Source organism: Ruegeria sp. BF6 (assembly GCF_056538665.1).
This window is the reverse complement of record NZ_JBQFTN010000001.1, coordinates 798,654-816,854: the sequence shown is the minus strand read 5'-3', so window position 1 is coordinate 816,854 and position 18,201 is coordinate 798,654. Positions and strand designations below refer to the sequence as shown.

The following is an 18,201-nucleotide window of genomic DNA, read 5'->3' as shown; positions in this document are numbered from 1 at the left end:
CTCACTTGTGCGCGCGGTTTTCGATCAGGTCATCGACCACCGACGGATCGGCCAAGGTCGAGGTGTCACCCAGCGAGCCGAAGTCGTTCTCGGCTATCTTGCGCAGGATACGGCGCATGATCTTGCCCGAACGGGTCTTGGGCAGGCCCGGGGCCCACTGAATGACATCCGGTGAAGCGATCGGACCAATCTCGGTCCGGACCCAGGTGCGCAGCTCTTTCAGCAGCTCATCCGACGGCTCTCGGTCATTCATCAGAGTGACATAGCAATAGATGCCTTGCCCTTTGATTTCATGGGGGTATCCAACCACGGCGGCCTCGGCCACGGCGGCGTGTGCCACCAGTGCGCTTTCGACCTCGGCAGTGCCCATGCGGTGGCCCGAGACATTGATCACGTCGTCGACGCGGCCGGTGATCCAGTAATCGCCATCTTCGTCACGGCGGCAGCCGTCACCGGTGAAGTAGTAGCCTTTGTAATCCGAGAAATAGGTCTTCTCGAACCGCTCATGATCGCCCCAGACGGTGCGCATCTGACCAGGCCAGCTGTCCTTGATGCACAGAACACCCTCGACGCCATTGCCGTTGATCTCGACGCCCGATTGCGGGTCCAGAACCACAGGCTGAATGCCAAAGAAGGGCTTCATCGCGGCACCGGGTTTCATCGCGTGTGCGCCGGGCAGGGGGGTCATCAGGTGTCCCCCGGTTTCTGTTTGCCACCAAGTGTCGACGATGGGGCAATTGCCTTTGCCGATAACGTCGTTGTACCAGTTCCAGGCTTCTGGGTTGATCGGTTCACCCACGGTGCCCAGCAGACGCAGGTCGCTCAGGTCGTGTTTTTCAACGAACTCGTTGCCTTGGCCCATCAGGGCGCGGATGGCTGTCGGAGCGGTATAGAACTGATTGACCTTGTGCTTGGCGCAGACTTCCCAGAAACGACCCGCATCCGGGTAGGTCGGGACGCCCTCGAACATGACCGAAGTCGCGCCGTTGGCCAGCGGGCCATAGACGATATAGCTGTGACCGGTGACCCAGCCCACATCCGCAGTACACCAGTACACGTCACCTTCGTGGTAGTCGAACGTGATCTCGTGAGTCAGTGCGGCATAAACCAGATAGCCGCCGGTGGTGTGCACAACGCCTTTCGGCTGACCGGTCGAACCCGAAGTATAGAGGATGAACAGGGGATCTTCGGCGCTCATCTCGGCGGGTGCGCAATAGTCATCCGCTTCCAGCGCCATTTCGTTATAGTCGTAGTCGCGACCGGAAACCCAGGTGGTTTGGCCGCCGGTCCGTTTGACGACCAGACATTTCACCGTGTCCTTGCAGTGCAGCAGCGCGGCATCGGCGTTCGACTTAAGCGGTGTTTTGCGACCGCCACGCGGCGCTTCGTCGGCGGTGATGATAACTTTGGCATTGCTTCCGTTAACACGTGCGGCCAGAGCGTCAGGAGAGAAGCCAGCGAACACGATCGAGTGGATCGCGCCAATGCGGGCGCAGGCCAACATCGCATAAGCCGCTTCAGGGATCATCGGCAGGTAGATAACGACACGATCGCCTTTGCGCACGCCCATCGATTCCAGAATGTTGGCCATGCGGCAAGTGCGGCGGTGAAGTTCCGCATAGGTGATGTGCTGCGCCGCCTCAGACGGATCGTCCGGCTCCCAGATGATGGCGGTCTGATCGCCGCGTGTTTTCAGGTGACGGTCCAGACAGTTGGCAGAAACGTTCAGCGTGCCGTCTGCATACCAGTTGATGTTAACCGAACCGAAGTCAAAGTTGACATCCTTGACCTGGGTGTACGGCTTGATCCAGTCGATCCGCTTGCCTTGTTCACCCCAGAACGCAACGGGATCTTCGATCGATGCCTTGTACATTTCGTTGTACTTGTCGGCATCGACATGCGCGCGCGCAACGGTCTCGGCGGACGGCGGAAAAACGTTGGCATCTGCCTGGGCAGCGGTTGTCATTCTGAGGCTCCTCCCTCTGGACTGAAAATTCTGGACCAATACTTGCCCGACGCACGAGCACTGTCGATCCGCTTCCTCCCCGACATGGATAATACGGAGAACTGAAAACAATGAAATAAATTACCGAAATCTCAGCATTTGTTTGTAAAAAAATTTTACCCGCTTGGATAAATCAGTAAACAAAATGCATACAAACTCAAAAAACAAAATAAAAACAATTAAATATGTGTAACGAAATTTGCCCGCGTCACGGTGGGGTGGTTTCGGGTTTTTCCGCGCATTCGATTCACCTTTCGGTTGTTAGCGCTGGCGCGCACCGCTGCGACGGCCCGACCGGGGTTGGCACATTTCGATGTTGGCGCTAGCTTGAATCTCAAGCGCTTGCACAAGAAGCGCATCAAAGGGAGAAATCATGATGAAAAAGATATTGAGCGGCGCTGCCGTCGCCGCCTTGGGCGTTGCATTCGTTTCAGAGGCCGCAGCAACCGAATGGAATGCGTCTGTCTGGGGCAAGCGGCGCGCCTTCACCGAACATGTTGAAAAACTTGCTGAACTGGTCAGTGAAAAGACCGGTGGTGAATTCACCATCAATGTCAGCTATGGCGGTCTGTCCAAGCCCAAGGAGAATTTGGACGGGATCGAGATCGGCGCCTTCGAAATGGCCCAGTTTTGTGCCGGTTATCATCGCGACAAGAACCGCGCCATCACCGTGCTGGAACTGCCGTTTCTGGGTGTGAACACTCTGGAAGAAGAGGTAGCTGTCAGCCATGCTGTATATGATCACCCGGCGGTCAAGGATGAGATGGCGCAGTGGAACGCGCGCATCATCATGACCTCGCCCATGCCGCAGTACAATCTGGTCGGCACCGGCGATCCGCGCGATGAACTGGCCGACTTCGACGGGATGCGCGTGCGCGCCACGGGTGGTCTGGGCCAGGCGTTCGAAGCGGTCGGAGGTGTGCCGACCTCAGTGCCCGCAACCGAAGCTTTCAACGCAATGGAGTCTGGTGTCGTCGACACGGTCGCCTTTGCCCAGCACGCCCACCTGTCATTTGGCACCATTAACGAGGCTGACTGGTGGACCGCGAACCTGAACCCCGGCACCGTCAACTGCCCGGTTGTGGTCAACATCGAAGCCTACGAGGCGCTGCCCGCCGAACATAAAGAGGCGCTGAACAGCTCGATCGGCGAGGCGATTGATCATTACCTTGCGAATTATGGCGGGCTGCTTGAGAAATGGGACAGCGTTCTGGATGAAAAAGGTGTCCAGAAAGTTGAAATCGACGACGCCGTGATCGAAGAATTCCGCACCAAGGCCGCCGATCCGATCCGCGAACAATGGATCGCGGACATGTCCGCTCAGGGGCTTCCGGCACAGGATCTCTATGATCTGGTCCAGACAACGCTGAAGCAGCAACGCGGCGGCAACTGATTGCCCGATCCGGGTGCCTGATCGGGCACCCGGACACCAATCAAAAGACAGGGGGTCACCGGAATGGCAGGACAGGCCACGGTGCTTGAGGACGGTAGCCGTCTTAGTCGGTTGGATCGCAATCTATTGAAGTTAGAGCAGTTTCTGGCGCTGATCAGCGGGCTCGCCGTGTTCGGACTTATGGTGTTGGCGGTGGTCTCGGTCAGTGGGCGTAATGCGATCAACGCGCCGTTGCCGGGGTATGTGGACTGGATCGAGCAGGCCATGCCCTTAATCGCCTTTCTGGGCATTTCCTATGTGCAGCGCGAAGGCGGCCACATCCGGATGGACATTGTCATCTCGCGCCTGCATGGCCGGGCGTTGTGGCTGTTCGAGCTGATCTCGGTGATCCTCATCCTTGTTCTGATGCTGGCGCTGGTTTGGGGCAGTTGGTCCCATTTCGACCGCTCTTTCGACTTTGGTGCTCCGATGTGGAGCCGCGACAGTTCGATTGACATCGGAATCCCTCTCTGGCCCGCCAAGCTACTGGCGCCAGTGGCCTTTTCAGTCCTGTGTGCACGGTTGGTGCTACAGGTTTGGGGATATGGTCGCGCCTTTGTATTGGGTCTAGAGCATCCTGTGGCAGTACCGCTGATCCAAGATGCGGCGGCGCAAGCCGCTGCTGAAGCTGAGCAATTCGAGGGGCAGGACTAGCGTATGGACACGATAGACATTGGTCTGTGGGTCACTGGTGGCCTGCTGCTATTGGTTGTCACAGGAATGCGTGTGGCCTTTGCGGCCGGGCTTGCCGGGTTGGTCGGACTGGTCTGGATTTTTTGGGCAAAATTCGGATACGACCCCGATCGCTTTGGCAAGGCACTGACGGTCGCGGTCAAAACGGCCGGGCAGGTGCCGCATTCCAAAGTTGCCGCCCATACGCTCAGCCTGATCCCAACCTTCATCCTGATCGGTTATCTGGCCTATTACGCGGGCCTCACCCGCGCGCTGTTCGAAGCGGCCAAGCGCTGGGTGGCGTGGGTGCCGGGTGGGCTGGCGGTTTCGACCGTGTTTGCGACTGCCAGGTTCGCCGCGGTATCGGGTGCGTCGGTCGCCACCTCTGCCGTCTTCGCCCGGATCGCCATCCCCGAGATGCTGAAGGTCGGTTACAATAAGCAATTCGCCGCCGGAGTCGTTGCCGCCGGGGGCACTCTGGCGTCGTTGATTCCGCCTTCGGCCATCCTGGTGATCTACGCCATCATCGTTGAGCAGGACGTGGGCAAGCTGTTGCTGGCCGGTTTCATTCCAGGGGCGTTCTCGGCCGTGATCTACGGGCTTTTGATCGTCGGCATTGCTGTGTTCTTCAAAACTGTCGGCCCCCCTGTCACGGGCTTCACGTGGAAACAACGCTTTGCGTCCTTGCCCGGTGCCCTCCCGATCGTGGCCGTGATCCTGATCATCATCTGCTTTGTTTACAACCCTTTCGGAGAACAGGCCTGGGGCACTCCGACCGAAGGCGGCGCCATCGGAGCCTTCATTGTCTTCTGCTTTGCCCTGTTTCACGGGATGCGGTGGACCGAGTTGAAATCGGCGCTGCTGGAAACCGCCAAGTTGACAGCCATGATATTCACGATCATCTGGGGTGTGCTGATCTATGTGCGTTTTCTGGGATTTGCGGATTTGCCGGGGGTGTTTTCGGATTGGATTACCTCATTGGAAATGTCGCCGATGCTGATCCTGATCTGCATCCTTCTGGCCTATGCGGTGCTGGGCATGTTCATGGACGCCATCGGTATGCTGTTGCTGACTTTGCCGGTGGTCTACCCGGCCGTTATGGCCCTGAATGGGGGCGAAACTGTCAGCGCCGCTGAAAGCACGTTTGGCATGTCCGGCCCGATGTGCGCGATCTGGTTCGGAATACTGGTGGTCAAAATGGCCGAGTTCTGCCTGATCACGCCCCCAATCGGCCTGAACTGCTTCGTGGTCGCGGGTGTGCGCCCGGACCTGAGCGTTCAGGACGTGTTTAAAGGCGTTACGCCATTCTTCATCGCAGACGGCGTGACCATCGCGCTGCTTGTGGCATTCCCGAGCATTGTTCTCTACCTGCCATCTCTTGCCGGATAGAAAAAGCCCCCGGGGGTTAACCGGGGGCGAGGTACTGCTTTTGCGGGTTCTTCAGCTTGCCCGCATGAGCATCCCAAATAGATCACGCGGGTCATCTGGGTCGGCCAGCATGTCCAAAGGCTCAAAGAAGTCTGTGCCTTCGATGGCAGATTTGATGTAACGCAGAGCCGAAAAATCCTCGATCGCAAAGCCAACACTGTCGAACAGGGTGATCTGACGATCATCGCGGCGCCCTTCGGCCTGTCCGGTCATGACTTGCCACATCTCTGTCACCGGGTGATCGTCCTCCAGCGCCTGAATTTCGCCTTCGATCCGCGTTTGCTCGGGGTATTCAACAAAGATATCCGAGCGCAGAAGGATATCGCGATGCAGTTCCGTTTTGCCGGGGCAGTCACCGCCGATGGCGTTAATGTGGACGCCGGGGCCGACCATGTTGTCGGTCAGGATCGTGGCGTATTTCTTGTCAGCCGTGCAGGTCGTGATGATATGCGCGCCCTCGATAGCCTCTTCAGGGGTGGTACAGGGTACGACGGTCAGGCCCTTGCCCTGCAAGTTAGCGGCACATTTGCTGGTTGCGTTACTGTCGGTGTCATACAAACGCACGGTGGTGATCCCGCACATCGCCTTGAAGGCCAGACACTGGAACTCCGACTGGGCACCGTTGCCGATCATCGCCATGACGGTTGAGGACTTTGGTGCCAGATAACTACCGACCAATGCCGAAGTTGCCGCTGTTCGCAGTGCGGTCAGCATGGTCATCTCGGTCAGCAGGGTAGGATAGCCGGTGTAAACATCCGCCAACAGGCCAAAGGCGGTCACCGTCTGCAGCCCCTCTGAGGTGTTCTTCGGATGGCCGTTGACGTATTTGAACCCGTAAGCCTCGCCATCCGAGGTGGGCATCAACTCAATTACGCCATGCGGCGAGTGGGCCGGGATGCGCGGGGTCTTGTCAAAGCTCTCCCAGCGTTTGAAATCGGATTCGATCTGGGCTGCGATCTGGGTGATCATCCGCTCGACCCCGACGTGATGCACCAGACGCATCATGTTGTCGACGGACACGAAGGGCACAAGCGCCTTGTCAGAAGGTTGCATCGGGGTCTCCTATCGGCGGGACAGGTGGATGCCTGCAATCATGCAGCGCACGGATCCACCGGCAGTTTCAATTGTCGGAACCGAGAGCGGCAGCGGTGTGGCGCTGGCCTCGATTGTGGCGATTTGTTCAGGGGTGAGCGCGGCGAGCGCGCGACTGGACAGGGCAAGCACCAGGCCGTCGCGACCGCTGAGTTCAATGGCATTGCCGGCGAACTCGGCGATCTGCTCGTAGCTCAGATCAATCACGGTACGACCGCTTTCCTCAAGTCGCGACTGGACCGTCGCGCGCCGTTCCGCGTCTGTGATCATATCCAGACAGATCAGCGCGTAGTTGGTGCCTATGCCCATCAGAACATTGGTGTGATAGACATCGCGCCCCTCTGCATCCTTTGCCTCGAACACGATGGGTTCATAGTTGAAATGGGTGCAGAACCTTTCCAGCAACACGGGATCGGCGCGATTGGATTTGACCGTATAGGCGACGCGGCCGATGTGATCCAGAACCATGGCGCCAGTACCTTCCAGCGCCAGCTTGTCCTGTTCCAACCCGGAATAGTCGATCACGTCCTGAACGCGGTATTCCTGTTTCAGCATTTCGATGACGTCTGCCCGGCGTTCGCGTCTGCGCGACGGAACGTACATCGGATAGATCGCCACATGCCCACCGGGATGGGTCGAAAACCAGTTGTTCGGGAAAACGCTGTCTGGTGTGTCAAGATCGCCGAGATCGTCGAAGACGTGAACCCTCACACCAGCGTCCCGCAACTGAGCGACCGCTTTGTCATGTTCCGCGCGTGCCGCGGCCGAGGGTTCGGACGAGCGCGTGGCGAGTGTCTGGAACGCGTTGTCGCCCTGCGTCTCGGGGTTTGAGGTAAAGGCATGGGGCCGGATCATCACAACGGCTGAAGGGGCTTGCAGGGACTGCATTAGAAACTCCGGGTTGGGCGGTCAAAGATGCGGCGCCCCAACAGTGAGGCGGCCAGATCGACCATAAGTTTTGCGGTACGCCCGCGTTCGTCGAGGAACGGGTTCAACTCGACCAGATCCAGCGAACAGACGAGGCCGCTTTCGTGCAGCAGTTCCATCACCAGATGCGCCTCGCGCTCGGTTGCGCCGCCAGGGACGGTGGTGCCGACGGCGGGGGCGATGGAAGGATCGAGGAAATCGACATCCAGCGACACGTGCAGGATGCCTTTGGCAGCCCGAACCCGATCCAGGAACGCTATTAGAGGCGCTTTTATCCCGTGCTCGTCAATGCTGCGCATATCGGCCAGCATGGCGTGGTCCTGCTCCAGCCGGGCACGTTCGGCCGGGTCGACGGAGCGCAGGCCGATCATGCCAACGCGGTTGGTTGGCACCGGGGCTGTTACAGGCGGGAAGGCGTCGAAACCGGGCTGGCCTGTGAAGTACGCCACGGGTGTGCCATGCAGGTTGCCGCTGTCTGTGCTGTCGGGCGTATGAAAATCGCTATGAGCATCCAACCAGAGTACGAAGAGCGGTCGTCCGAGTTTTTCAGCATGGACTGCCATTCCTGAGACGGTACCCATCGATAGGGCGTGATCACCGCCCATAAAGATTGGCAGGCCTTTCGGTGCCATGTCCTTCGCCGTTCGGCTTAAGGCGCTGGTCCAGCCGATCACTTCGGGCAGGGCGAACAGATGTGTGTGCTTGGGGGTTGCCGTTTTGTCCGGGATGATGTCACCCAGATCGGTCACCCGGTGTCCCAGATCCGCCAGGGCCTGATCCAGACCCGCCACGCGATAGGCATCAGGCCCCATCCGGCAGCCCTGTCGCCGCTTGCCAGCGTCCATCGGAACGCCGACCAATATTACGTGTTTACTATCCATATGACTATTTAGGGCTGCGGGCCGGGTTGCGAGAAGAGGGCAAATTGTTCAAAATGAAACTTAGATATACAAAATGAGAAACTATCATGGACGATTTGGATAGCAGACTGCTGAATGCTTTGCACCGAGACGCGCGGGCATCGCTGTCCGAGTTGGCCGAAACGCTTGGCGTAACCCGCACGACTGTCCGCAGCCGCCTGCAACGCCTGAAGCAATCCGGTGAGATCGTGGGCTTTACCGTCCTGACCCGGCAGGACGTGGCGGAAAGCCCGGTGCGAGGGTTGATGATGCTGGAGATCGAAGGACGCGGAACCGAACGGACGATGGCCCGCATCGCCGCCCTGCGTCAGGTCCGCGCCGTGCATACGACCAATGGCAGTTGGGACCTGATCGCCGAAATCGGAACCGAAACTCTAGCCGAACTGGATGAGGTTCTGTTTCAGATCCGGAGGATGGAAGGGATCACCAAGTCCGAGACCAATCTGTTGCTGTCCACGCGCAAGGGTCGCGTCTGATCCGCCCATAGTGCTTTGAGGTTCAAGGAAAATGTGCAAGAGTTCCCTCGCGCGGCCGATCCGCCCGCGGGATCATTGCAGCACCTCAGAGCAGGGAAAAACCATGACCACGCAGGAGACAGGCAAAGAACTCTGGGCCGTACGCTGGGCTGAGCGGGTTACCGGGTTTCTCGAGAAACCTCTGGTCAGGATTGCGGTGCCGATCCTGGTCACCCTGATCGCGCTGGTGGTGCTGCACGAGTTGTCTCATCATGTGAAATGGGGGGACGTGCAAACGGATGTGGCGAACACCTCGTGGAAGCTGCTGTTCGTTGCCTTCTGCTGGACATGTTTCAGCTTTCTGTCTCTGTCCATGTATGACGTGCTCGCCGTGCAGAGTGTGGCGGACGGAGAGGTGCCCTTACCAGTTGCAGGCATGGCGGGGGCCAGCGGTTATGCCGTATCCAACTGTCTTGGGTTTTCCTACATTACCGGGACGGCCATCCGGTATCGCATCTATGCCTCGCTTGGGCTGGACCTGAGCCGTGTTGCCGGAGTCATAGCCACCTCGTGGATCGCGTTCTGGTCAGGGTTGGTTTTGTTGCTGGGTATCCTTCTGACCTTGCACCCCGACGGGATTTCCAACGTTCTGCCAATCAGTGACACGATTGAAACCGTGATTGGTCTGTGCCTGCTGACGGCGGTCGTTGTCCTGTTCCTCTGGCTCGCAAAGGGGGGGCGCAGGCTGGCGTATGGCGGGCTTGGGTTCAATTTGCCCGGTGGCAAGCTGGCCGGTTTGCTGACATTGGCCGCGATCGGAGACCTGTTTGGTGCCTCGATGGTGCTTTATACGCTGATGCCCGATGATATTGGGGTCGGCTATCCTTATTTCTTCACGATCTATATCGGGGCGATTGCCGTTGGCATCGTCAGCCACGCACCGGGTGGAATCGGCGCGTTTGAGGCAACGCTGATCGCCGGGCTGGGGGCTTCGGGACGGTCTGACGTGATCGCGGCCTTGCTGCTTTACCGGTTGGTCTACACCTTCCTGCCCTTTGCCATTGCCAGCCTGTCAATCGCTGTCGCCTCGGCGTTGACGCATCGCCACCACATCAGCGGAGCGGCAACTTGGGTCTATCGTGCAATCCGACCGATTGTTCCGATGGTGGCCGCGGGTGTAACTGCGGTGGCGGGAATCATCCTGCTGGTTTCGGGCGCTTTGCCGTCCAGTACGCAGAACCTTGGCGTCTTGCGGGACTTCCTGCCTTTGTCCTTTGTCGAAGCTTCCCATTTGGCTGGCAGTGCGGTTGGCGTTCTGCTGATCCTTGTCTCGCGCGGGCTGTTCCGCAAGCTCTATCGCGCGTGGATCGTGGCGATGTTGCTGATGGTGGCTGGGTTTGTGGCCTCACTGACCAAAGGGCTGGATACGCATGAGGCGATCGGCATGTTGGCCTCGATCGCGGTATTGGCGACCTTCCGCGGGGCGTTTTACCGCGTCAGTGGCGCCTCGATCTTTCGCCTGAACATCCCGTGGTTGGTCAGTGTCATCGCATTGCTGGCTGTCATTTTCTGGATCGGTCTGTTCGCCTATTCCCACGTCGAATACCAGAACGCGCTGTGGTGGGAGTTTGCATGGAACGGCGACGCCTCGCGCTTTCTTCGGTCCAGTCTTGTGGTGGCGGTCATTCTTGGGGTGGTGGCGGTGAATTCGTTGTTCGGGCGGGAAATTCCCCAGTTGAAGCGCATCGAAATTCCGCCAGCCGTTGAACGACTTGCACTGGAAAGCGAAGATACCGAGGCACAGATTTCGTTGACCGGAGACAAACAATTCCTGATCGCACCGGATGAAAGCGCGTTTCTGGCCTATGCCGATACCGGCAACGCGCTGATCACCAAGGGAGAGCCGGTTGGGGATGAAAAAGCCGGCCAGCAACTGATCTGGCAACTGCGGGAATTGGCGGATCGTGAGGGCAAGCTGTGTGCGTTCTATAGTGTTTCGACCAAGTATCTGCCGACCTTTCTGGACCTTGGTCTGTCGATCCTGAAAATCGGTGAGGTCGCCCGGGTGCCGCTGAAAGACTTCTCATTGGACGGTAAATCCCGCAAGCGGTTCAGACAGGCCAAGCATCGTGCGGAACGCGAAGGTTATGTTTTTGAGGTCATTCCGAAAGAGGAATTGGCACCGGTCCTGCCCGAGCTGCGCAAAGTTTCCGATGACTGGCTTCAGCAAAAGGCGGGCGAAGAGAAGGGGTTTGCCCTTGGCGGGTTCGACGAGAAATACCTGTCCTATTTTGATCATGCCGTGCTGCGAAAGGGCGACACAGGCCAGATCGTTGCCTTCGCCAACCTGTTTCAGGGCGGGCACAAATCCGAATTGTCGTTGGACCTGATGCGGTATGAGCCGGACGGCTCGAATTTCATCATGGACGCTTTGTTTGCCGAGATGATGTCCTGGGGGGCGGAGCAGGGGTTCCACTGGTTCTCGCTGGGGGCGGCGCCGTTTTCGGGGATTGAGAACCGGCAGCTGGCGTCATTCTGGAACCGCGTCGGCGGGTTCGTCTATGAGCATGGTGAGCAGTTCTATCACTTTGAAGGGCTGCGGTCGTTCAAACAGAAATTCGACCCGGTATGGAGCCCGAACTACTTGGCCAGCCCGGGCGGTTTGGCTGCGCCGCGCATTCTTTACGAGGTCAATATCCTGATATCCGGCGGGCTGCGCGGGCTGACGAAGTAGGGGTCAGTTCAGGCTGGCGCGGGTCGGGGTTTCCTGCAGCAGATCGCCCCAATCTGTGCGATAGGCCATTTCGGCCAGAACGGTCTCGGGCAGGAACTCCCGATTTTGACGGATCTGCCAGCCACCGCCCAGACCCTTGTACACCGCCACCAGATTGCTGGACACCTGCTGTCGCGACTCGATCAGATTGGCCTGCGACCGCAGCAGCGCAGTTTGCGTGTTCAGGATGCGGGAATAATCAGCAATGCCGTCGCGGTATTGGTCCACAGCAATCTCGGCCGCTTTGCGCGATGCCGCCACGCTGTTCTCATAGAATCCAACCTGCTTGCGCGACTGGGCATAGGCAACCATCGCGCTTTCAACCTCGGAATAGGCAGTCAGAACGGTGTTCTGGTAATTCGCGATCAAGGCCTGATAGGCCGCGTCCTGAGCGCGGACGTTGTTCTTGATCCGGCCATAGTTCAGCACGTTCCAGACCACACCTGCATTGGCCAGACTGGTGGTGCTGGCCGAAGAAAACAGATCCCGCCCGCCCGAGGCTTGCAGGCCGATGGACCCCGAAAGAATGAATTGGGGGTAGAGATCGGCCATTGCAATTCCGACCTGGGCCGACTGCGTTGCCGCCGCCAGTTCGGCTGCGCGCACGTCCGGGCGGCGGCGCAACAGCTCGGCCGGAACACCAACGGCGACGTTGGAGCGGGCCGAGGGGATGCGCCCGGAATTGCCCAGCAGGCTGGTCATCCGCGACGGAGTGGTGCCCAGCAAAACGGCTAGCGCATTCTTGGCTTGCTGTATGTCGCTCTCAATCTCGGGCACCAGAGCCTTAGTGTTGTTCAGCAGGGCCGTGGACTCCTGCACGTCCAACTCGGTTGTTACGCCGTTGTTGAAACGCAATTCGGTCAGGTCAGCGGATTCTTGTTGCAATTTGATGTTTTCACGTGCGACGGCTAGGGACTCTTGCAAGGCGCGGATATTTACGTACAGCGCCGCGACGTCGCCGGTCAGCGTAACCAGTGCGTCGTCATAGTTTGCCACCTGCAACGCCAGATTTGAGCGCGCGGCCTGAACACCGCGGCGTTGTTGGCCCCAGACGTCCAGTTCCCATTGTGCATCGAAACCAACTTGCGAGGTAGAAAACTCGGTATCCAAGGGAATGATCCGTTGGATATCGGAAATCGGTCCGAGGTTATCGCTGATCTGCCGCCGCTCAATCGATCCTCCGATGGCCTGCGATTGCGGGTACAGCTCTCCGAACGCGATCCCCAATTGCGCGCGGGCTTGCAGAACGCGGGCTCCTGCGACCTGCAGATCGAGGTTCTGCGCATAAGCCTCGGCGATCAGTTTGTTCAGGGTGGGATCGTTGAACGTCTCCCACCATTTCACCACCGGCGCGCTGCGCGAGGTCAGGCCGCTAGGACCGGCGCTGGGGCTGTTGACCTCAATCCATTCTTTCACGACCGGAGAATTCGGACGCACGAAATCCGGGCCGACAGGTGCGCAGCCGACCAGCAGGGTCGCGCATAGGGCAGTGCCGATCAGTGTGCGGTGAAGCTTGGCCCGGGTCATGTCATGCGTCCTCAGATATCCAAAGGTCTGATGAAGTTGGCGAAAGAGTAAAGGCGGATGTTGATGCGCCGCAGAAACTCGAAGCTTTTTCCCTGACCGGTATAGATTGCCACCGCCGCATGTCCGCCTGCGGGGAAGGTGTGACCGTCCGGGATATCGACCGAGATCTGCACCGCGATGCGCCCCGGCAGTTTTGGTAGTTCAAAGCCGGGCAGGCGGCCCGAGGGCAGATACTGACCCTGACGGGTTGCCCACCAGATCGCCTCGACCCTGCCGGTGAGAATCTCGCCGGGATAAAGGTCCAATGCCACTTCAACCGGCTGACCGACTTCGACGAATTTCAGGTTCTGCTGGCGGTAGGTGGCCAGGATATAGGGGTTGTCCTTGGTGACAAAACTGGCGATTGCACCCAAACGGATATCACCCACAACCAGACCCGGACGGGCTTGTTGTGATACGATCATACCGTCTTCGGGTGCGTAAATCGTTGTGTTATCAAGGAAGTACTGGGCTTTTTCCAACTGAGCCTGCGCCTGAAGGATGCCGGTGTTCACTCCGTCAATCTGAGAATCCAGCGCCAATTGCGCTTTTTCCAGATTGGCTTCGGCCTCTTTGATCTGCGCCTGATCCTCGGTGACCTGTTCATTCCAACGATCCAGCTCATCCTGACGTGCACCGCCCGCAGGCACGAGGTTTTCATAGCGCGCTTGTTGCGTCAGCGCATAGGCCAGTTGCGCGTTTGCGCGTTCTACGTTTTCACCCGCGACAATGACATCCTGTTCCAAGATCTTGGCGTTCTGCTCGGCTGCGACCAGTTGCGCGGTAGCCTCCTCGACCTCTAGCGCGAACACGGTGTCGTCAAAGCGGTAGAGGGGATCGCCCTTCTTGACCTCGGTGTTCGGTTCGACCAGCACCTCGGTCAGAATGGTCGGTTCGGTCAACCGCGGCACGATCTGAATGGTCGAACGGACAACGTGGCTGTCGATCGAGAACGGCTGAAAGAACCGTAGCGCCACCAGAAACACCAGCAACAGGTGTGCACCAATCCAAAAGGTGACAATCCCCCAGGTGATGTTGAACTTCAGCCATTGAACTTTGAAAAAAATGAACCAGACGAAAATGATGTAGAACAGCGTAATGCCGAGGGCGACGAACATAGTCTGTGAATTCCTTTGGCTTTAGCTCTTCTGTGTGTCGTCGGGGTCCAGCGGGTCGCGGTATTCTTCGTTAACCGTACCGCCCAACCGTTTGATTTCCTTGCGAATGGCATCCTTTTCGTCATCAGGCGTACGGCGAATGTCAACGGTAACGCCATCGTGGAATGCCCACATGAAGGCATGAACCCAAGGAACAACCGCCAGAAACCCCATCCAACCCATGATCTTGACTGCTTCGGCGTGTGGATGGTTGCGTTTGATCGCGATCCGCCCCGGCAGCCCCATGATGAACAGAAACAATGCCATCACCGCTGCCAGCAGCAATATCAGTGCCACGAAGGTCAGATAGTCGTAAAAGCCAAGCGGCTGTCCCAGTAAACCCATGCTCGTGCCTCCTTTTGGGAAGGTTACCTCATCCTCAGCCGTTGCCACCCATTTCGTCAATCAATTTATAGCTGGTGGGAGGATCGGCGCAGATACCCGGCCCGCATTCCACCAAGGTCGAGACCGCATTCAGCGCGGCCAAACCGAACATGATGAAAAACGCGGTTTTCGCCAGCGTGCTGCCGCCGAAACGGGGCTGTGGCTCGTTGTTGAACTGGCGGTCAAAGAACAGCATGAGTGCCGTGCCCAGCAGGATCAGAAAAAAACAGATCGCGGCCCAAGTGTAATAATGCAGCCCCAGCACGGGCGAGCCGTAATGCCCGGTTCCCGGCACGATATGCAGCAGGATCTGGCGCACGGAAACACTGCCGCCGAACAATGCCGCGAGCAGTATTATTGCGTAGTGCCGGGGGCGGGCACCGTAGAGCAGGTTCAACCCCAGTCCCACGCCCACAGCGACGAAGCCAACCCTCTGCAACAGACATAATGGGCAGGGCAGTTCGTATAGTTTCAACTGATAGATATAGGCCAGCAACAGCACCATAGATACCGCCAACATGCCAAGCGCGTTCAGGCTGCGTGAGAGTTCCGGTGTCATCTCAGCCCTCCTACAACTGGATCGTCAGTTGGCTGGTGGCGTGGAACTTAAACCAATACACACTCAACGCCAGCGTGAAAAAGAACAGCACATTGGCGGCTGTGGTGCGATTGAAATAATTCAGCCCCATCGTGGTTGTAAGTAACGCAAATAAAAGCGCTATCATGGCCCGGTTCTCCCCTCCCGTGCGACGATTGCTGTATGGGGCGAGTGTGTCAGGTGATAGCCGGTCTGGCAAGAACCTGCGTTCAGGATTCACTTTTAATGAGAGTTACTTAACGTTAATCGCAGAGTTTGACGTGGGTTTTCCACTCCTTGCATTTCCAGGTCAGCTCATCGGGCAGGGCGTGGTCGGTGTAGAGCACATCAACATCGGACAGCGAGGCAATCCGCGCCGGCGCGGCGCGCTGGAACTTGGACTGGTCGGCCACAAGACAGATCCTGCGCGCCTGCATGATGATGGTCTGGCTGACCCGCACTTCCTGAAAATCGAAGTCCAGAAGGTCTCCGTGAATGTCCAGCGCGGAGCAGCCGATGATCGCATAGTCAAACTTGAACTGTTCAATGGTCGATATCGTCAGGTTGCCGATCAATCCACCGTCGGATCGTCTCAGCACGCCACCGGCCACAACTATCTGACAATCTGGGTTGTCCACCAAGATGTTTGCGACGTTCATGTTGTTGGTCACCACCATCAGGTCTTTGTGGTTCAGCAGTTGCCGGGCAACGGCCTCGGTCGAGGTGCCGATGTTCAGGAACACAGACGCACCGTTTGGGATATCCTGCGCACATGTCTGAGCGATGCGCGCCTTGGTGTCGGCGTTCAGAGCGCGGCGATCCTCATAGCCGATATTCGACACACCCGAGCGCAGGACCGCGCCGCCATGTACCCGGTCGAGTTTGCCCATGTCGGCCAGTTCGGACAGGTCACGGCGGATGGTTTGAACCGTGACTTCGAACCGCGTGGCCAAATCTTCAACCATCACGCGGCCGTCCTGTCTGGCGATGTTCAGGATATCTGATTGGCGAAAGGATAAGGACACGGCTGGCTCCGAATACGGTGTTTTCGTTTTTGTTCTGTTTTTAGAAATTTTCAACTCATTGAGGGATGGGAAAAGGTTATCCGCGTGAATATGTGACAAAACGAACATAAACGAAAACAAACGTTGACGAAACGAGGGTGCGTAAGGTTAATGAACGCGCGTTTTCCACCAATGGGGAATCATCCGGATATGAAACAGACACAGGATCAGATCTCCGATCTCTTTATCATCGGCGGCGGTATCAACGGGTGCGGTATTGCCCGCGATGCTGCGGGGCGGGGGCTGTCGGTGACATTGGCCGAGATGAACGATCTCGCCTCGGCGACGTCTTCGGCCTCGACCAAGCTGTTTCACGGCGGGTTGCGGTATCTGGAATACTTTGAGTTCCGCCTTGTGCGTGAGGCGTTGATCGAGCGCGAAACCCTGCTGCGAGCGATGCCACATATCAGTTGGCCGATGCGGTTTGTGCTGCCGTATCACGAGGATATGCGGTTTGACTCGGAAACCCCGACCTCGCGCCTGCTGAGCATGGTGATGCCGTGGATGAAAGGGCGGCGCCCGGCGTGGCTGATCCGCCTCGGCCTGTTCTTGTATGATCATCTGGGCGGGCGTAAAATTCTGCCCGGCACGGATGCGCTGGACCTTAAAATCGCACCCGAAGGGCGGCCGTTGCATGACAAGTTCGAGACGGCCTATGAGTATTCGGATTGCTGGATCGAGGATTCCCGGCTGGTTGTTCTTAATGCCCGCGATGCCGAGGCGCGCGGGGCAAAGATCATGATCCGTACCGAGGTTCTGTCGGCGGAACGTGTAGGCGACCTGTGGGAGGTGACGGTACGGGATCGTGACAGCGACGAGACATGTGTTGTTCGGGCCAAAATGCTGATCAACGCGGGCGGTCCGTGGGTCGGGGACATCATCCAGACGAAAATCCGCGTGAATTCGCGTGAAGGCGTTCGGCTGGTGCGCGGTAGTCATATCGTGACCCGCAGGCTGTTCGACCACGATAAATGCTATTTCTTCCAAGGCGAAGATGGTCGCATCATCTTTGCCATCCCGTATGAGCGCGACTTCACCCTGATTGGCACCACGGATCAGGATCATCCGAATCCGTCCGAGCCTCCGATCTGTACTGCAGCCGAGCAGGATTACCTGTGCGCCTTCGCAACGAAGTATTTCAAAAGCCCGGTGACCCGCGATGATATCGTCTGGACCTATTCCGGCGTGCGGCCCCTGTACGATGATGGGGCCAGCAGTGCGACGGCTGCGACGCGGGATTATACCTTGAAGGTCGACGCGCAGGGCGGAGCACCGGTGCTGAACGTCTTCGGTGGCAAGATCACCACCTATCGGCGCTTGGCGGAGAGCGCGCTAGAGAAAGTTGCTGAGCATTTTGCAGACCTACCTGGACCCTGGACGGCAGGGGTTGCTTTGCCCGGTGGGGACTTCGCTGTCGATGGAGTGCAGGATCTGGTGGCTGGACTTGAGGCTGATTTCAACTTTCTGGATCGCGCCTGGGCTGAACGTCTTGTACGGGCCTATGGTACCGAGGCCCGCGCTGTTTTAGGCGATGCCAAATCTGCGGGCGATTTGGGAGAGGACTTTGGTGCCACTCTGACCGCGAGGGAACTGGTATGGCTGATGGACCAGGAATATGCGCGCAAGGCTGATGATGTCGTCTGGCGCCGAAACAAATTGGGCTTGCGGCTGACTGCCGATCAGATTGCCCGGATCGATGATTGGATGTCGCAGCACTGCGCGCAAGCTGCTGCCTAAGAAAATGCCCCA

The 18,201-nt window shown here is 58.1% G+C and carries 16 protein-coding genes; 6 read left to right on the top strand and 10 right to left on the bottom strand.

What is annotated here, in order from left to right:
• Position 1: 1 nt before the first annotated feature.
• Positions 2-1,966 (bottom strand): acetate--CoA ligase, encoded by a 1,965-nt coding sequence (gene acs, locus ACR0IM_RS04095; RefSeq protein WP_480680909.1) that lies wholly within the window; start codon positions 1,964-1,966, stop codon positions 2-4.
• A gap of 415 nt (positions 1,967-2,381) precedes the next feature.
• Between acs and ACR0IM_RS04090 the strand changes: the two genes are divergently transcribed.
• From ACR0IM_RS04090 to ACR0IM_RS04080, 3 genes are all read left to right on the top strand, one after another.
• The gene (locus ACR0IM_RS04090) at positions 2,382-3,398 is read left to right on the top strand and encodes a C4-dicarboxylate TRAP transporter substrate-binding protein (protein WP_480681436.1); all 1,017 of its coding nucleotides are present in this window, start codon (positions 2,382-2,384) and stop codon (positions 3,396-3,398) included.
• A 63-nt stretch (positions 3,399-3,461) separates the two neighbouring features.
• A complete protein-coding gene (locus ACR0IM_RS04085; RefSeq protein ID WP_480589723.1) occupies positions 3,462-4,091 on the top strand; it encodes a TRAP transporter small permease subunit in 630 nt (209 codons plus the stop codon).
• Positions 4,092-4,094: 3 nt separating this feature from the next.
• Positions 4,095-5,498, top strand: a complete 1,404-nt coding sequence (locus ACR0IM_RS04080) for a TRAP transporter large permease (protein ID WP_480680908.1) — start codon at positions 4,095-4,097, stop codon at positions 5,496-5,498.
• Between the two features lie 51 nt (positions 5,499-5,549).
• Here ACR0IM_RS04080 and ACR0IM_RS04075 read toward each other — a convergent pair whose 3' ends face one another.
• From ACR0IM_RS04075 to rocF, 3 genes are read right to left on the bottom strand one after another with little or no spacing between them, the layout of a single operon-like run.
• On the bottom strand, positions 5,550-6,590 hold the full coding sequence (locus tag ACR0IM_RS04075; RefSeq protein WP_480680907.1) for an ornithine cyclodeaminase: 1,041 nt from the start codon (positions 6,588-6,590) through the stop codon (positions 5,550-5,552).
• 9 nt (positions 6,591-6,599) lie between these two features.
• The gene (ctlX, locus tag ACR0IM_RS04070; protein WP_480589729.1) at positions 6,600-7,517 is read right to left on the bottom strand and encodes a citrulline utilization hydrolase CtlX; all 918 of its coding nucleotides are present in this window, start codon (positions 7,515-7,517) and stop codon (positions 6,600-6,602) included.
• Positions 7,517-8,437 carry an arginase gene (rocF, locus tag ACR0IM_RS04065; protein ID WP_480680906.1) on the bottom strand — a complete coding sequence of 307 codons (921 nt, stop codon included), beginning with the start codon at positions 8,435-8,437 and terminating at the stop codon, positions 7,517-7,519. The genes ctlX and rocF overlap by 1 nt, the downstream gene beginning before the upstream one ends.
• An 86-nt stretch (positions 8,438-8,523) precedes the next feature.
• On the opposite strand from rocF, the gene ACR0IM_RS04060 reads away from it, so the two are divergent.
• Together ACR0IM_RS04060 and mprF are read left to right on the top strand one after the other, a co-directional pair.
• The gene (locus ACR0IM_RS04060; protein WP_170324645.1) at positions 8,524-8,952 is read left to right on the top strand and encodes an Lrp/AsnC family transcriptional regulator; all 429 of its coding nucleotides are present in this window, start codon (positions 8,524-8,526) and stop codon (positions 8,950-8,952) included.
• Between the two features lie 103 nt (positions 8,953-9,055).
• Positions 9,056-11,665: a bifunctional lysylphosphatidylglycerol flippase/synthetase MprF gene (mprF, locus tag ACR0IM_RS04055; protein ID WP_480680905.1), complete on the top strand. Its 2,610-nt coding sequence runs from the start codon at positions 9,056-9,058 to the stop codon at positions 11,663-11,665.
• Between the two features lie 3 nt (positions 11,666-11,668).
• Here the strand turns inward: mprF and ACR0IM_RS04050 are convergent, their stop codons facing one another.
• The 6 genes from ACR0IM_RS04050 to ACR0IM_RS04025 all read right to left on the bottom strand — a co-directional run bounded on the left by ACR0IM_RS04050 (position 11,669) and on the right by ACR0IM_RS04025 (position 16,413).
• Positions 11,669-13,231, bottom strand: coding sequence for an efflux transporter outer membrane subunit (locus ACR0IM_RS04050; RefSeq protein ID WP_480589735.1), 1,563 nt, complete (start codon positions 13,229-13,231; stop codon positions 11,669-11,671).
• 11 nt (positions 13,232-13,242) lie between these two features.
• Positions 13,243-14,388, bottom strand: a complete 1,146-nt coding sequence (locus ACR0IM_RS04045; protein WP_480680903.1) for an HlyD family secretion protein — start codon at positions 14,386-14,388, stop codon at positions 13,243-13,245.
• Positions 14,389-14,409: 21 nt separating this feature from the next.
• Positions 14,410-14,772 (bottom strand): DUF3302 domain-containing protein, encoded by a 363-nt coding sequence (locus ACR0IM_RS04040; RefSeq protein ID WP_480589740.1) that lies wholly within the window; start codon positions 14,770-14,772, stop codon positions 14,410-14,412.
• A 34-nt stretch (positions 14,773-14,806) separates the two neighbouring features.
• Complete coding sequence (locus ACR0IM_RS04035) at positions 14,807-15,370, bottom strand: disulfide bond formation protein B (RefSeq protein WP_480680900.1); 564 nt, start codon at positions 15,368-15,370, stop codon at positions 14,807-14,809.
• 10 nt (positions 15,371-15,380) lie between these two features.
• On the bottom strand, positions 15,381-15,536 hold the full coding sequence (locus ACR0IM_RS04030; RefSeq protein WP_480680898.1) for a DUF5993 family protein: 156 nt from the start codon (positions 15,534-15,536) through the stop codon (positions 15,381-15,383).
• Between the two features lie 115 nt (positions 15,537-15,651).
• Positions 15,652-16,413: a DeoR/GlpR family DNA-binding transcription regulator gene (locus ACR0IM_RS04025; protein WP_480680896.1), complete on the bottom strand. Its 762-nt coding sequence runs from the start codon at positions 16,411-16,413 to the stop codon at positions 15,652-15,654.
• 189 nt (positions 16,414-16,602) lie between these two features.
• On the opposite strand from ACR0IM_RS04025, the gene glpD reads away from it, so the two are divergent.
• Positions 16,603-18,189 carry a glycerol-3-phosphate dehydrogenase gene (gene glpD, locus ACR0IM_RS04020; protein ID WP_480680894.1) on the top strand — a complete coding sequence of 529 codons (1,587 nt, stop codon included), beginning with the start codon at positions 16,603-16,605 and terminating at the stop codon, positions 18,187-18,189.
• The last annotated feature ends 12 nt before the right edge of the window (positions 18,190-18,201 follow it).